Below are 14,164 nucleotides of genomic sequence, written 5' to 3'. Positions count from 1 at the left end.
GGGGCAGTTTGCGGTCGGCTGGATGAGCAAGCGGCTCTCAGAACTGCTCATTGCCGTAGCCGCGGAACCACTCGCTGATCTGATGGGCGTCGGCGGTCTTGGTCAGGGCGAGCAGCAGCAGGATGCGGGCCTTCTTCGGAGCCAGATCGCCGGCGCTGATCACCCCGACTTTCGGATCGACCGAGATCGCGCCGGAACCGTATCCGTTGGCGGCGACCACGGCGACCCCGTGGGTAGCGGCCGCGGTCGCTGCGGTCATCTGCCCGGGGGACGGGGTGCCTGCGAAGACGATTCCCTTGGCGCCGGCCTCCACAACAGCGGTGACGGGTTCGCCGCCGGCGGCGAGGTAGGCGGAGGCGATCTCGACGCGAGGCAGCGACTCGCGGGTGATGGTCGACAGGTCGAACGGGGTCTCCCACTTACCCGGGTCGCCGCAATCCTTGATCCGGGCGGGGGCGCGCTGCAGGCGCACTCCCGCCTCATCGATGGTGCCCAGGTCGCCGTATTCGCGGGTGGTGAAGGTGTTCAGACGGGTGGAGTCGGTTTTGGCGGCGTCGCGGGCCGGGAAGATCTGGTCGTTGAGGGTGACGGTGGTGCCGAAACATTTCGTCCGTCCACTGGCGCCCAGCCGGATCGCGTTGTACAGGTTGGGCGGCCCGTCGCTACCGATCGCGGTCCACGGCCGCATCGCCCCGGTGACGACCACCGGTTTGCTGCTGCGCACCGTGAGATCCAGGAAGTACGCCAGCTCCTCCATGGTCGCGGTGCCGCTGCTCACGACCACCGCGTCGTGATCGGCGAGCCGCTGATCGATCAACCGGGCCAAGTCGTAGTAGTCGGCGAGGGTGTAATCGGTGGAGCCCCGATGGCCGAATTCCTCGGTCGACAGGTCGGCCACCTCGGCGACCTCCGGACGCAGTGAGCCGACCAGGTCCGAAATCGAGAGTTTGCCGGGCTCGTAGGTCTCGACGTTCGTGCGGCGATCCGATGCGCCCGCAATCGTTCCGCCCAGTCCGATCACCGCCACCGTGGGCTTCACGGGCTGGCCGGTGGGATCGGCGACGGCCACGCCGAGGCCGCTCACGGCCGAGCCCCCGAGGACGGCGGCCGACGCGAGTAGCGCGACGCTGCCACGAATGATCCTGTGGGCGTGGGTATCTCGTAATTTCTTCGTTCGAGGCATGCCGATGACGGTAGGAACCGGCAGCATTCACCGGGATCACCCCGGAGTCTGAGCGGAGGCGATACCGCAGGGTGATGCGCCGCCACAACCGCCCGCCTGTCGGCGAAGTCGGTTGAAATGTCATGTGCCCGAGGTGATTAACTACGGGTTCGAGGGACGAGTCGACCGGCCGATTTCGCTCATTCCCTCGCCGGTTCCGAGGAACCACCAGCCCGCCGGCGGGTCCGGAGGCAGCCGCCCGTCCAGGAGCGCGATGAACCCGTCCGCGACCTCGAGTATGCGGTTCAGTTGGACGCCTTCGGGGCGGCGTGCGTGGCCGTCCGATACGGCGATGTCGTCCAGAATCAGCCACTGGCGCAACCGATCCACGGTCACATCGCCGACCTCAGATGCGACGCGACGGGCGGCCTCGGCGAATTCGCGGATACGGTCGCGATGCTCTTGCGTATCGAAGTCGATCGTGATGCCGTAATCGCTGATCGCGGCGACAAGAACCCACTGGTCACGCAAATCGGCAATCCAAGCATCGTCTGCGTGAAGCCGATCGCCGATCTGGTCGACCAAGTAGGCAAGCCACACATCGAGCGCGTCGTCCAGCGCCCAGAAGCCCCGACCATCGATCTCGACGAACTTGGTCGCACTCATTCAACGGGTGCCGGATTGTCTTGCGTCACATCGGGATACATGTGTCGGTGTCCGCGTCGTATCGGGTGCCCGGCGGGCAGCTTCTCTCGTATCGATCTTCTGGGCTACGCACGTAATGAACTTCGTGGGGTCGCTCGGGTGAACGTAGTTGCCGTCGGGCTTGCCAGAGCAGTCGTACCAGTCGATTACGTTGTCGGACATAGTGGTTTTCCATCACGGTGGGGATGCGGGTCACCCCATGAGAGCACACGGCCGGTCCATCGCGCGGACGTTCCCGGCCAGGTTGACAGTGCCCTGCCATCGGGTACGACCGCAAAACAGCGATGGCTGCTTGCCGAGACAGCTCCCGCTATCGATCCGGCCGCGGGATCTGCGCCTATGGCTTGGCGGAGGAAGTGATCGGCGGTCCGGCAGGAGTTCCGTAGTCGGGCAGTTCGACGCCGTTGATGGCGCGCTCGATCAACTCGGCGAACCACTCGGCTTCGAAATCCGGGCTGGGTTCGGGCGAGATGAGGCTGCGCACGTGCAACCGGCCGATCTCCTGATTGGCCTCGACGAACGGACGCATCCGAGTCTCGTACCGGGCGAACGCGATCTCCGGGTCCCATTCGGCGGCGGCCAGCTCTTCGGCCAGCAGATAGGCGCCGACCAGGGCCAGTCCGGTGCCCCCTCCGGACATCGGTGACGAGCTGAACGCCGCGTCCCCGAGCAACACCACCCGTCCGCTCGACCAGCGGTCCATCGTCACCTGGGCGACCTGGTCGAGGTAGAAGTCCGGAGCGTCATCCAGGTGGGCGAGGATGCGCGGGGTCAGCCAGCCCATCCCGGCCATCCGCTCGCGAAGCAGGCTCTTCTGAGCCGCGATGTCGCGGTAGTCGACGTCGAAATCCCCTGAGGGAAAGGACAACATGGCCATCGCCCGGGTGGCGTCCCGGATGGGTCGCAGGCCGGCCGAACGCCCGGACTCCTGATAGTCGAGCAGCCAGCGGTCCAACCCGAACTCGTTGGGCACGCTGTAGAAGGCCAGCACGAGTCCGAGATGGCGGACGAACCGCTCGTGCGGCCCGAAGACCATCGCGCGCAGCGCCGAATGCAGTCCGTCCGCCCCGATCACCAGATCGAAGCGCCGCCGGTCGCCGTTCGCGAAGGTCACGTCGACCCCGTCCGCGTCCTGGGTGAGCTCGGCGATCCGGTCGCCGAAGATGTACTCGACTTCGTCGCGGGTGTCGTCGTAGAGCACCTGAGACAGGTCTCCGCGCAGGATCTCGATCTCCGAGATGTACCCGTCGCCGCCGGCATCGTCCGCGCGAAAGGTCTCCAGCACGTTCCCGTCGGCGTCCACGGTGTACGCGCCCGCGGTCTCGGTGCGCGCCGCGCGCACGGCCGCGTCCAATCCCATGCGCCGGATGACCTCCTTGGTCACCCCGCGCGCGTCCACCGCCTGCCCGCCGGGACGCAGCTCGGGGGCCCGCTCGACCACGGTCACCTCGGCTCCCCGCCGACGTAGCCAGTGGGCAAGCGCGGGCCCCGCGATGCTCGCCCCCGCCACCAACACCCTGATACCGCTCACCGCGCCTCCCGTTCACTATCCGGACCTGCTGTCACCGACCGCTGTCGGTGTATCCAGACGTATCGACGATGGATCCATCCGGAATTCATCGGTGTGGCCGGGAGGATTCGCGTCGCCGGGTCAGCAGTCCTCGATGACTTCGGCGAATGCGATCGCGACGCCCCCGGTGGCGTGCTCGCGGGTGGCGGCGACGAGGGGGCCTGCCTCCGCGGCGGCGGCGCTTGCGGCCGCGTAGTCGGCGAAGTACAGGTCCAGCAGTCGGTATGCCGGGGTCGGGCTGCCGTCCTCCTTGGGCCAGACCTTCGACGCCTGCAGCCGAGTCAGACCGGGGAGCTTGCGCGCCAGCGTGAGCTGTTCGGGGTAGGCTGCTTCGAAGGCGTCCGGGTCGGTCGGGTTGGAGTAGATAAAGCTGATCTTGGTAGGATTGCCTTGCTCCGTCATGGCTTACCTCTCGGTTGATCCTGTTTGATACCAGCGAGCGCACCCGCTCACGGTTGTCGACAGTAATTAGAGGAATGGGCAGCGACCATGACCGCTCCGCCGGGAAAACTTGCCGATCGTCCAGCGACGCAAGCTGATTCGCTCGGGTCGCCACAGAAACCCGGCGATCCGCCCGCGGTCGGCGACGACTTGCTCTCGGAGCTGCTTCGCAGCGTTCGACTGAGCGGCGAACGGATCGCTGAATACGCTCCGCCGCAGACCTTTTCGCTCGACTTCGCCGAATTCGGCAGCCTGTACATCATCGAAGAGGGTGAAGTCGAGCTCCGGGTAGACGGACACCCACACGTCGAGCGGGTAGGCCGCGGCGATATAGTCCTGCTCCCGCGCGGCGACTCCCACCGCATCAGCAATCGAGCGATCACCGCCCCCGGGGAAACGCGTTGGCTCTGCGGAACATTCACGATCGGCGACCCGCAGGCGAGCCATCTGCTCGGGAGCCTGCCCGCCGTGGTCGTCCTCGGCGGCGCGGGAACCCCTGTGCCGGAAGGGCTCGAGGTCGCCCGCAGGATGCTTCTCATCGAAATGCGTTCGCCCTCACAGGGTTCGGCGGTGATGATCTCCCGCATCCTCGATCTGATGTTCATTCAGATCATGCGCACCTGGGCCGCGGGCGCGGACGCCGAACCGAACTGGCTGGCCGGTGCGTTCGACCCGCATCTAGGCCCATCCCTGAGCGCCATTCACCGGGACCCCGGCCACGACTGGACGGTCGAGGAACTCGCTCGAGCGTGCAACCTTTCCCGGTCGGCATTCGCCGCCCGATTCACCGCCCGCGTCGGAAAACCACCGGCCACCTACCTCGCGCACGTCCGCCTGGACGCCGCCACCGACCTGCTCCGCGACACCGCCCTCTCGATCCCGCTCATCGCGGAGCGAGTCGGCTACACATCGGAGGCGGCATTCAGCCGCGCGTTCAAGAACCGCTACCGCATGCCGCCCGCCCGCTGGCGACGAGACATCCGAGGTCACTGACGACCGCGCCCTTCCCGACCACCACCCAGGCCTTCGAAGGCCCGCACGGCCGGGTCAGTGGTGAATGACCTCGCCGAGGCGCGGCAGGACGTGACGCTTCCAGCGTCGCTCCAGCGCATTGCGCACCATCCGCTGTCGACGGTCTCCGATGTCGAAACCCGTCTGCGTCAACAGGAGTCGGGTGCCGCGGCCCTGTGGGCGGATCGTCCAATCGGCGATGCCGTCGAGCGGCGGATACGTCCAGGTGTAGGTCAGCCGCGCGCCTGGCTCGGATATCAGTATCTCGCAGGCGATCTCGTCGTTCGGCGGGTCCGGGATGGGGAATCGGAACCGGGTGCCGACCGTCGCGGCGAATCCGGTCGGCCGAAGTAGCCACCGCGCCAACAGATCCGGCTCCGTCAACGCGCGCCAGACGGTGTCCGGTGGCTGTGGGAAGAAGCTGCCGAGTTCGATGGCGGCGGGATTCAACCGTGGATCGGCAATCAATTCGCCTGGCCCTCCTTGAATTTCGCCTCCATCTCCGCGGCGAGCTGGGGCTTCTCGGCCTCCATCCGCTGCACGTAGGCCACCGCGTCCGCGACGGTTCGCAGGCTCGCCATGTCCTCGTCGGGAACCCGCATGCCGTACTTGTCCTCCAGCTGTACCGCGATTTCCACCAGCGACAGCGAGTCGATGTCCAGATCCTCGACGAAGGATTTCTCGATCGTCACGTCCGCGGCGTCGATACCGGTCACCTCCTCGACGATTTCCCCGATGGCGGCGACGATCTCTTCCTGCGTTGTTGCCACTAGGCACCCTTTCTCGGTGTGTGCCGCAACGGTGCGATGCGGCGGTGCCAGTACGCTAAAAGCTCCACCGGGGTGGAGGTTCAACACGTTGTGACAGACAGCACACAGGTAAGCGCTCTGGTGAGCATCGGGGAATTGGCGCGTGCCACCGGGTTCGCGGTGCGCACGATCCGGTTCTACTGTGACGAAGGCATTCTGGAATCCCGGCGCAGCGCGGGCGGGCATCGAATGTTCGACGCCGAAAGCGCCATCGAACGACTGCTGCTGGTCCGGCGGTTGCGCACACTCGGTCTGGGACTCGGCTCGATTACCGATGTGCTGCACGGGAACCGGTCGATCGCCGATGCCGTCTCCGCCGAAAGCGCCCGTCTCGATCTCGAATTCAGATCGCTGGGTTGGCGGCGTGCGGCGCTGCGGGCCGTCGAGGCGGCCGCTCCGGCGCAGCGGGCCGAGCGCCTCGCCTTGCTGGCCGCCGCACAGGACGGCGGTGCGGCACACGATTGCCTGGTGCGGTTCTGGCGGCGCGTCCTCGCCCCGATACCGCGGCGCGAGATCGACATCTACGTGTACTGGAATGTCCCGGAGCCGCCCGCCGATCCGTCCGTCGACGAGGTCGTCGCATATGCCGAGCTGGCCGCGCTCGCAGCCAATCCGGATATGAAAAAAACTGTGCGACAACAACTCTGGCGGAGCGAGCCGGAGCTGATCCGCGACCGCCTCGGACTGTACTCAGCCGTGAGCGAGGTGATGACCGATGTCGTCGCGCACGTGACCGAAGGCGTGCCGCCACACGGCGGCAGCGAACTGGATCGCTTCGTCGGCGCCCATGCCAGAGCGCGCGGAGACCGCGATTCCCCGCGTTTCCGGGAGCGATTGCTGCGCAACGCAACCGACACCGATCACCGTATCCACTGCTACTGGGAACTGACGGCGCGGTTCCTCGGGACCCGGGTCACCGTGGGGCAGGCCCACAACTGGGTATATGACGCACTGGCCAACTCCAGCGCGTCAACGGGTCAGTCGCACCGCACCGAGGCGCAGGGGTCGACGACGTACACGTATGACCGCAGCGGACGCACATAGACCTTGTGGGACACCGGATCTGCCGCGAGGCCCTCGGCGGAGCCGCCCATATCGATCGCGCTCGCGACGGCGCGGGTCGCGGTGTCGATCACGGTGAGGCGGGCGGTGCCGGACGCGCCGGTTTCGGGTGCGTAGACCTTACCGATGGTGGGATCGATCGCCAGCCAGAACACTTTGTGGCCGATGCCGATGGTTTTGACGTAGGTGCCGCCGGCGAGATCGATCACCACGATGCCGGTCTCCGATGACGCGAATGCGGTGTTCGTCCGCGGGTCGACGACCATCCGCTGTCCGCCGACGGGGGATTCGATCCGTTTCACCACCGATTTGGTGGTCGGGTCGACGATTTTCACATCGCCACCGCCGTAGAGATATACCTGTCCGTTGTCCGGATTTATGGCGATGTCGATGCCGTGGCCCGGTGCCAGGACCCGGCCGTTGATCTGCAGTGTGGTGGGGTCGATGGTCGACGCCACCACCCGCGCGCCGGTGGTTCGGTCCACGACATCACCATTGGCCTGACTGGCATACACCTCATGGGTGACGGGATGGACCGCGATTTCTCGCGTGTTGCCCGGCGCCGTCGCGGTACCGACGACGGTGTTGGTCGTGGTGTCGATCTTCTTCAGCCCCAAGCCATCCTGGTATTGCCCGCTGAGCACCCAGAGCGTGTGGTTCTGCGGGTCAACCGCCAGCGAGCGCGGCGAGGAATCCATCTGCACCTGTGTGATGGTTTTCTTCGCAATGGTGTCGATGACGGACACCGTATTGCTGGAGGTGTCGGACGTGTACGCCCGGTGATTGACCGGGTCGACGGTCGTATAGCCGACGCCTTGTGAGCGACCGACGGCGATTTTCTCGAACGGTTCCTTCGGGCCCTGCTCCCCGCCGCCCCCGGAATCGATCATGGCGAGCCCGGTAATCACCGCGGCGACCAACACGACCACGCCGACGGCGATCAGCACCGTTAGCCGGACGGAGCTGCGGGATGCCGTATTCGCCTGCGGCGCAACCCCCGATTGGGGACCGAGTGGGCCCGGATGTGTGACGAATTCTGCTGCGACAGATGCGGTTTCGCGGTGTGTGGGATATCCGGCGTTCGGCGCGATTTCGTGGTGGGCAGGGTATCCGCCGTTCGGCGCGATTTCGTGGTGCGCCGGATACCCAACGGTGGGCACGGCCCCGAGTTGCGCCGAATATCCGGACGCCGGAACGTTTTCCGGCGTCTCCGCGACCAGCCGGAGCCGATCGGGCGCATATCCCGCCTCCGCCGCGGCCGCCACCAGCACCTGCGTCTGGGCCGCCGTCCACCGCTGTGGATGGGTCAGCACCAGCCCCGCGGGCAGCTGCCATCCGCATTCGGCCTGTGCCCGGTTGATCACGGCGCGCAACACCGCCGCGACCACCACATGCACAGGCACCGCCGTCCCACCCAATTCGCAGACCGGTCGCCCATCCTCGATCCACCGTTTCGGTTCGGCCGCATACCGATTGGGATCCGCCGCGCCGTATTCCCGCGCCATCGCACCGACTTTGAGCCCCGTCGACGGCGACAGATACACACCCGACGGCATTGCCGCCGCCCGTTCGCTCAATCGCAGCGGCCACGACGCACCGTCAGCGCCGAGCAACGCCGCCGAGGTCTCCGCCACCCCGAAATCCACCCGCAACCACACTGATTGGCTATTACCCAACACGGCACCCCTCCCAGCAAACGATCAGCCGTGCCAGCATAGCCACCGAGACCCCCAGCGAATCACCAGGATTCGAGGAGGGGGTGGCTGTGGTTCGTGGTGGCCCACTGTTGGCTGGCGCGGTCGAGTTTGTCGGGGTTGACCTGGGTGTGTAGGGCCGCGACGCCGTCGGTTGTCAGGTCGAAGGTCATGACGCCGACGACGCGGTCGCCGGAGACGGCCACCATTGCGGGCACACCGTTGGCGAGCGCGGCGAAGAAGGTGGGGGCGCCGCCGAGCATATTCCGTTTGTGTTCGGTGGGTTTGAAGCTGCCGCGCAGGAACCGGGCGACGGCCAGCGCGCCGACGATCGGCTGTGCGAGGGACGGCACCAGGCCGCCGCCGTCGCCGATGTGGATCGCGTCGTCGGACAGCAACCTGACCAGCGAGTCGGTGTTGCCGCTCAGTGCCGCGGTGAGGAATTCCTCGACTATCTTGCGGGCGGCCGCCGCGTCGACGTGCACGCGGGTGCGTCCGGTCGCCAGATGCTGTTTGGCGCGCCGATAGATCTGCTGACAGTTCGATTCGCTGAGGTCGAGGACCTCGGCGATCTCGCCGTGCGAATAACCGAAGGCCTCGCGCAGCACGTACACGACGCGTTCCTTGGGCGAAAGCCGTTCCATCAGCGTGAGCATCGCGATCGAAACCGATTCCCGCTGTTCGGCGGTGTCGGCCGGGCCGAGCATCCGGTCACCGTCCAAGATCGGTTCCGGCAGCCACTGGCCGACGTAGGATTCGCGTTTGAGCCGCGCCGAGGCGAGCTGGTTGAGGCAGATGTTGGTGAGTACCTTCGTCAGCCAGGCCGTCGGCGTCTCGACGTACTCGCGGTCGGCCGCCTGCCAGCGCAGATACGTGTCCTGCACCGCGTCCTCGGCATCGCTCGCCGAGCCGAGCAACCGGTAGGCGATCGCCGTCAACCGCGCCCTGGAATCCTCGAATACCTCGACCTCACGCACACCGAGCATGACCACAGTCAACCACCGCCGCGCCGGAACGGAGCACGGAGTCAGCGCCTGCGCGCCCGCGCCCGGCGAATCGCACTGGCCCACAGCACCTTCGAGCCCGCGACGAATTCGCCGCCGATGGCACGCGCGCCGACCATATCCTTGCCGAGCACCGCGGCCGCGGCTTTGGTTCGCGCCGTGGCCTTGTTCGGATGCCCGCAATCGAACGGCGGATGCGGGTCGTATTCGATCGCGAGCTGTGCGGCCTCGGCGCGCTCGCATCCGGCGATTTCATTGATCAGCCAGAGTCCGAGTTCGATGCCCGCCGAGACACCGGCGGCGGTCACGATCTTGCCGTCCCGGACGATCCGTTCGCCCCGCCGCGGCTGGGCGCCGAGCCCGGCGAGCGCGCCCTGAGCGGCCCAGTGGCCGGTGGCGGCCTTGCCGTCGAGCAGCCCGGCCGCGGCCAAGATCAGCGATCCGCTGCACACCGACGTCGTCCAGGTCGTGGTCCGGTGTACCGCGCGCAGCCATTTCAGGACCGCGGGATCGCCCGCGGTCGCCATCGTCGCCGTGCTCGACCCGCCGATCAGCGCGATATCCGGCGCGGGTGTCTCCTCGAAGGTATGTGTCGCGCCGAGGATGAGCGCGCCGCTGTCGGTCGTGATCGGACCGGGTTCGTGCCAGACGAATCTGAATTCGATGCCGGGCAGGCCGCGCAAGACCTCATACGGTCCGATTGCGTCGAGCGCCGTCATACCCGGGTAGGTGACGATCGCGAGCTGTGTCATGGAAGGTCCTGATCGCTTGGGATTCTGATAAGTAGACAGGCGTATCGTAAGGCGAGATCCGATACAAGCCACTCTTGTTTCGTAATTGCGAGCGAGCTACGCTGACGCCGTGCCAACCGAGTCCGGCGGCGAGGCCGCATCGAAACCTGTTGGGCGGCCGCGTGATCCGGATCGCGACCGCGCGCTGCTCGCGGCCGTCGGCGAAATCCTGCCCGAGGTCGGATACGACAAGTTGACGATGGATGCGGTCGCGGCGCGGGCCGGTGCGGGCCGGGCGACCGTTTACCGTCGCTGGAAGGACAAATCGGAGCTGGTGCGCGATGCCATCCAGGCGCTGGCCTGGGATCAGCCGCTGCCCGATACCGGCAGCCTGCGCGAGGATCTGATCGCCGTCGGCGCAATGTATCTCGATCGCAGCAGCCGCCGCGATGAGATCCTGTCCGCGTTGGCGTCGGCGATAAATCGGGATCGGCGGCTGCGGGAAACCGTCGACCGGGCCATCGCGGCGCCGCGCCGCGCGGCCTACACCGCCATCGTCCGCCGGGCGCGTGAACGCGGTGAAATCGCGGACGGCGCCGATACGGAGCTCATCGCGGACGTGGTGCCCGCGATGATCTTCTATCGACTGCTCGACCAGCAAACGCCGATAGACGGTGCGTATTACCGGCGAATTATCGATTCGCTCATCATCCCGCTGCTGAAAGGCTATGCGGCGGAGTAATTCTCGATATCCGTGGGGTGGAGAATCAAGTGGATCTCGTGGTGTTCGGCGCGAACGGCCGTACCGGTTTGCGGGTAGTCCGGCAGGCAATCGACAAGGGGCACAAGGTAACCGCCGCGGTTCGCCGCCCAGGTGAGTTCCCCATCGCCGATCAAGTGCGGGTCGTGCGGGCGGACGCGTTGGATGCCGATTCGGTAATGAGCGCGGTGCGCGGGCACGACGCGGTGATATCGGCACTCGGTGGCACGTACAACCCGCAAACCCGTCTCGATATTCTCCGACGGCATCGGAAACATCGTCGAAGCCATGACGGCGCAAGGGGTTCGGCGACTCGTCTGCGTCAGCTCGGTGTGCGTTGCGGGCAAACCGGCGCCGGGCGAGACCTTGCTCTTCCGGCTGGTGCTCATGCCGATCCTGCTCAGGTTGGGGCGCACCGCATACGCCGATTTGGGCCGCATGGAGACGATCGTTCGAGACAGCGGCCTCGACTGGACGATAATCCGGGCTTCCGGACTCTTCGACGACACTCGAATCACTGACTACACCTTGGCGCCATCGAGCATTCCGGGGCGGTACACCTCGCGTGCGGATCTGGCCGACGCACTGCTGCGCGCGGCCACCGAAAACCGAAACATCGGTGGCCGCGTCGATTTGGTCACCACGCAGGGAACGCCGCGCTTACGCGATGCTTTCCGTCGCGATCGAAGGTAGTAGACAGCGACCTGCGCTACCGCAGCATTCCGCGCGGATCGAACCGCCGCACCAGCTCGGTCAGCCGTGCGTGATCATCCGGTGCGAAGGCTCGGCGGAACTCATCGTCGTCGACCGGACCGAAGGTGAAGTTGCGTGAGATGCCAAGTGCCGCAGGCGCGAACGGGGCCAGCGCGGCGCGGTGGACCGCGGCGACGGCCGCGGTTTCGTCACCGAGCAGCAGGGACAGAACCGAAACCGAGTATGCGGCGTCGCGGTGGCCGACAGCGTTGGGGACACCGGGTTCGCGTGCGAGCGCGCCGCCGAGATGACGCACTCCGGCAATGGTCATCACCGATGCCGACGGCGCGGCGACCTTGGTGAGCCCGGCCAGATCGTCCGGGTCGAGCGCGTCGACCAGGACATTGCGGCCGCGATAGGCGTGCGGCCGCTCCGGTTCGTCGAATACCGCACCGGATTCGGTGAAGGGGAGTTCGCGCAGGGTGTCCTGGAGGATCGGGCCGAGCCGGCGCAGCGGCGCCACCAACCGGGCGCCTTCCTCGGCCGAGCCGGCGTAGCAGATCTGCAGCCGGGCGATCTGTCGCCCCCGCAGCCGTTCCGGCATCACCGGCAGGTCTGGATAGGTGAGAGTTACTGCGGCCGAGGTCATTTCGTCCGGAAGATCGACGGTCCAGCGGGCCCATTCGCTCATCGCGTCGGGTACCTGTGCGATGTCGAAAACCAGGTTGCCGCCGTAGATCCGGGCGACCGGCACCAGATCGATCTCCATACCGGTGACCACGCCGAGACCGCCGCCACCGCCGCGCAGCGCCCAGAACAGTTCGGCATCGGAATCGGCTGTGACCCGGTGCATTTCGGCATCGGGGGTCACCAGATCGATGCGTCGCACGTGATCTGCGGCGAAGCCGTACCGCCTGGCCAGTACGCCGACACCGCCGCCGAGGGTGTACGAGATCGCACCGACACCGGGCAGGCTGCCCGACAGCGGTGCGAGACCATGCGGTGCGGCGGCGTCGATCACCGCCCGCCACGGCGCTCCGGCCTCGACCCAGGCCGTCCGTGCCTTCGGGTCGACCCGCACCCCCGACATCCGGCGAGTATTGATCAGCACCCCCTCGGTGGGGACGGCCCGGCCGTGCCCGGTGGCCTGCACCGCCAGCGGAAGTCCGTGCTCCCCGGCCAATTCGACCGCGGTCCGCACCTGCTCGGAATCGGTCGCGGCCACCAGCACCGCGGGCCGGTGCGGATCGAACAGTTGGAAGCCGGTGCGCGCGTCGTCGTAGCCGTCGTCGCCGGGGGTGAGCACGGGCAGGCGTGCGGCGAATTCGTCTCTCGAATCGATCATGCGGCCAAGGCTATGGTCCATTGCGGCCATATCTTGTCCGCAAGAATGGAGGTGTGAGCGATGTGCGCAAGAACATGCCGGGACGATTGCTGCGCCTACTGTCGCTGCTGCAGAGCCGCCGGGAATGGCCGGGCGCCGAACTGGCCGAGCGGCTCGGTGTCAGCGCGCGCACGCTGCGCCGCGATGTGGACCGACTGCGCGCGCTCGACTATCCGGTGCACGGCACCACCGGCACCGCGGGCGGCTACCGGCTGGCGTCCGGCCGGGCGCTGCCGCCGCTGCTGCTCGACGACGAGGAGGCGGTGGCGGTCGCGCTCGGCCTGATCACCGCGGGCGGCGTCACCGGGATCGAGGAGAGCGCGATGCGGGCGCTGGCGAAACTGGAACGGGTGCTGCCCGCACGATTGCGGCCCAGGCTGGCCGCCTTCGCGGGCGCCGCCGTCGCCGCACCGGGACGGCGCGCACCGAGTGCCGATCCGATGGTGCTCGCGGTGCTCGCATCGGCCTGTCGCGATCACGAGGTGATGCGTTTCGACCACCGCCGCCAGGGTGCGGCCAGCGCTCGCCGCGTCGAGCCGCACCACCTGGTGACCGTCGCGGACAGGTGGTACCTGATCGCCTTCGATCTCGACCGGACCGGTTGGCGCACCTTCCGCGTCGATCGAATCGCGGATCCGCTGCCGACCCATGCCCGTTTCGATCCGCGCCCGCTGCCCGCGCCGGATCCGGCGACCTATCTGATCCGATCGCTCAACAGCGCCGTCTACCGGCACAATGCGGTGCTGCGGGTCGGCGTCGCCGCGGATACGTTGCGGGACAAGCTGTTTGCCGCGGTTTTCGGACCGATCGTCGCCGATGGGCCGGATGCGTGCACGATCCGCCTGAGCGCCGATTCCGCCGAGCTGATCACGCAATACGTCGCCGCGATCATTGCCTTGGACGCCCCCGTCACTCTGATGGAAGCGACCGAGGAGATCGTGATCCGCTTGCGCGAACTACGGAATCGTTTGCCCGCGTAGCGGTTTCAGCTCCGAGCCGGGGTCCGCCCACCGCTGTGCAGATGCAGCAGTGCCGTGCCGCCCACGACGAGCAGGGCGGGCCGGGTGGTGACGCCGCGTGGCCCGGCGATCAGTGGATTCGGCGTCTACCCCGGTGCCGCAAGGAATTTCGTCAACGG

The 14,164-nt window shown here is 67.1% G+C and carries 15 protein-coding genes and 1 pseudogene; 6 read left to right on the top strand and 10 right to left on the bottom strand.

Translation table 11 applies throughout. The features are described 5' to 3' along the window. Window positions 1-37: 37 nt before the first annotated feature. The 4 genes from LGY53_RS03365 to LGY53_RS03350 all read right to left on the bottom strand — a co-directional run bounded on the left by LGY53_RS03365 (window position 38) and on the right by LGY53_RS03350 (window position 3,839). Complete coding sequence (locus tag LGY53_RS03365; protein ID WP_225725133.1) at window positions 38-1,183, bottom strand: asparaginase; 1,146 nt, start codon at window positions 1,181-1,183, stop codon at window positions 38-40. A 141-nt stretch (window positions 1,184-1,324) separates the two neighbouring features. Further along, window positions 1,325-1,828 (bottom strand): hypothetical protein, encoded by a 504-nt coding sequence (locus LGY53_RS03360; protein WP_225725132.1) that lies wholly within the window; start codon window positions 1,826-1,828, stop codon window positions 1,325-1,327. Between the two features lie 376 nt (window positions 1,829-2,204). Beyond that, a complete protein-coding gene (locus tag LGY53_RS03355; protein WP_225725131.1) occupies window positions 2,205-3,398 on the bottom strand; it encodes an FAD-dependent monooxygenase in 1,194 nt (397 codons plus the stop codon). A 120-nt stretch (window positions 3,399-3,518) separates the two neighbouring features. Continuing rightward, window positions 3,519-3,839 carry an EthD family reductase gene (locus LGY53_RS03350; protein WP_225725130.1) on the bottom strand — a complete coding sequence of 107 codons (321 nt, stop codon included), beginning with the start codon at window positions 3,837-3,839 and terminating at the stop codon, window positions 3,519-3,521. A gap of 87 nt (window positions 3,840-3,926) precedes the next feature. On the opposite strand from LGY53_RS03350, the gene LGY53_RS03345 reads away from it, so the two are divergent. Beyond that, entirely contained in the window at window positions 3,927-4,871 is a 945-nt protein-coding gene (locus tag LGY53_RS03345) for an AraC family transcriptional regulator (RefSeq protein ID WP_225725129.1), read from the top strand. A gap of 54 nt (window positions 4,872-4,925) precedes the next feature. On the opposite strand, the gene LGY53_RS03340 is transcribed toward LGY53_RS03345, so the two are convergent. After that, on the bottom strand, window positions 4,926-5,357 hold the full coding sequence (locus LGY53_RS03340; protein WP_225725128.1) for an SRPBCC domain-containing protein: 432 nt from the start codon (window positions 5,355-5,357) through the stop codon (window positions 4,926-4,928). Next, complete coding sequence (gene acpM, locus LGY53_RS03335; protein WP_167477697.1) at window positions 5,354-5,659, bottom strand: meromycolate extension acyl carrier protein AcpM; 306 nt, start codon at window positions 5,657-5,659, stop codon at window positions 5,354-5,356. The genes LGY53_RS03340 and acpM overlap by 4 nt, the downstream gene beginning before the upstream one ends. A 90-nt stretch (window positions 5,660-5,749) precedes the next feature. On the opposite strand from acpM, the gene LGY53_RS03330 reads away from it, so the two are divergent. Further along, on the top strand, window positions 5,750-6,742 hold the full coding sequence (locus tag LGY53_RS03330) for a MerR family transcriptional regulator (protein WP_225725127.1): 993 nt from the start codon (window positions 5,750-5,752) through the stop codon (window positions 6,740-6,742). Here the strand turns inward: LGY53_RS03330 and LGY53_RS44035 are convergent. The 3 genes from LGY53_RS44035 to LGY53_RS03315 form a co-directional block, all read right to left on the bottom strand. Further along, window positions 6,676-8,394 (bottom strand): YncE family protein, encoded by a 1,719-nt coding sequence (locus tag LGY53_RS44035; protein WP_225725126.1) that lies wholly within the window; start codon window positions 8,392-8,394, stop codon window positions 6,676-6,678. The two genes, LGY53_RS03330 and LGY53_RS44035, sit on opposite strands and share 67 nt — an antisense overlap. 104 nt (window positions 8,395-8,498) lie before the next feature. After that, on the bottom strand, window positions 8,499-9,440 hold the full coding sequence (locus LGY53_RS03320; RefSeq protein WP_225725677.1) for an RNA polymerase sigma-70 factor: 942 nt from the start codon (window positions 9,438-9,440) through the stop codon (window positions 8,499-8,501). A 41-nt stretch (window positions 9,441-9,481) separates the two neighbouring features. Beyond that, on the bottom strand, window positions 9,482-10,210 hold the full coding sequence (locus LGY53_RS03315) for a DJ-1/PfpI family protein (protein WP_225725125.1): 729 nt from the start codon (window positions 10,208-10,210) through the stop codon (window positions 9,482-9,484). Window positions 10,211-10,319: 109 nt separating this feature from the next. Here LGY53_RS03315 and LGY53_RS03310 point away from each other — a divergent pair, with 109 nt between their 5' ends. The 3 genes and pseudogenes from LGY53_RS03310 to LGY53_RS43440 all read left to right on the top strand — a co-directional run bounded on the left by LGY53_RS03310 (window position 10,320) and on the right by LGY53_RS43440 (window position 11,642). Continuing rightward, on the top strand, window positions 10,320-10,931 hold the full coding sequence (locus LGY53_RS03310; protein WP_225725124.1) for a TetR-like C-terminal domain-containing protein: 612 nt from the start codon (window positions 10,320-10,322) through the stop codon (window positions 10,929-10,931). Between the two features lie 17 nt (window positions 10,932-10,948). Further along, window positions 10,949-11,131, top strand: a pseudogene (locus LGY53_RS44345) (NAD(P)H-binding protein); the annotation flags it as partial. 40 nt (window positions 11,132-11,171) lie between these two features. Beyond that, window positions 11,172-11,642: an NAD(P)H-binding protein gene (locus tag LGY53_RS43440; protein WP_308102789.1), complete on the top strand. Its 471-nt coding sequence runs from the start codon at window positions 11,172-11,174 to the stop codon at window positions 11,640-11,642. A 16-nt stretch (window positions 11,643-11,658) separates the two neighbouring features. Here the strand turns inward: LGY53_RS43440 and LGY53_RS03300 are convergent, their stop codons facing one another. Next, a complete protein-coding gene (locus tag LGY53_RS03300) occupies window positions 11,659-12,987 on the bottom strand; it encodes an FAD-binding oxidoreductase (RefSeq protein ID WP_225725123.1) in 1,329 nt (442 codons plus the stop codon). A gap of 53 nt (window positions 12,988-13,040) precedes the next feature. Between LGY53_RS03300 and LGY53_RS03295 the strand changes: the two genes are divergently transcribed. Then, a complete protein-coding gene (locus tag LGY53_RS03295; protein WP_225725122.1) occupies window positions 13,041-14,006 on the top strand; it encodes a YafY family protein in 966 nt (321 codons plus the stop codon). The last annotated feature ends 158 nt before the right edge of the window (window positions 14,007-14,164 follow it).

This window comes from Nocardia sp. JCM 34519.1, from assembly GCF_020361265.1.
Classification (GTDB): Bacteria; Actinomycetota; Actinomycetes; order Mycobacteriales; family Mycobacteriaceae; genus Nocardia; species Nocardia arthritidis_A.
This window is presented reverse-complemented; position numbering and strand designations above follow the sequence as displayed.

Bases quoted from the DNA above. Each gene is read 5' to 3' on its own strand.
- LGY53_RS03360 (WP_225725132.1), bottom strand. From the start codon at position 1,828: ATGAGTGCGACCAAGTTCGTCGAGATCGATGGTCGGGGCTTCTGGGCG.
- LGY53_RS03300 (WP_225725123.1), bottom strand. From the start codon at position 12,987: ATGATCGATTCGAGAGACGAATTCGCCGCACGCCTGCCCGTGCTCACC.
- LGY53_RS03365 (WP_225725133.1), bottom strand. From the start codon at position 1,183: ATGCCTCGAACGAAGAAATTACGAGATACCCACGCCCACAGGATCATT.
- LGY53_RS03315 (WP_225725125.1), bottom strand. From the start codon at position 10,210: ATGACACAGCTCGCGATCGTCACCTACCCGGGTATGACGGCGCTCGAC.
- LGY53_RS03320 (WP_225725677.1), bottom strand. From the start codon at position 9,440: ATGCTCGGTGTGCGTGAGGTCGAGGTATTCGAGGATTCCAGGGCGCGG.
- LGY53_RS03350 (WP_225725130.1), bottom strand. From the start codon at position 3,839: ATGACGGAGCAAGGCAATCCTACCAAGATCAGCTTTATCTACTCCAAC.
- LGY53_RS03345 (WP_225725129.1), top strand. From the start codon at position 3,927: ATGACCGCTCCGCCGGGAAAACTTGCCGATCGTCCAGCGACGCAAGCT.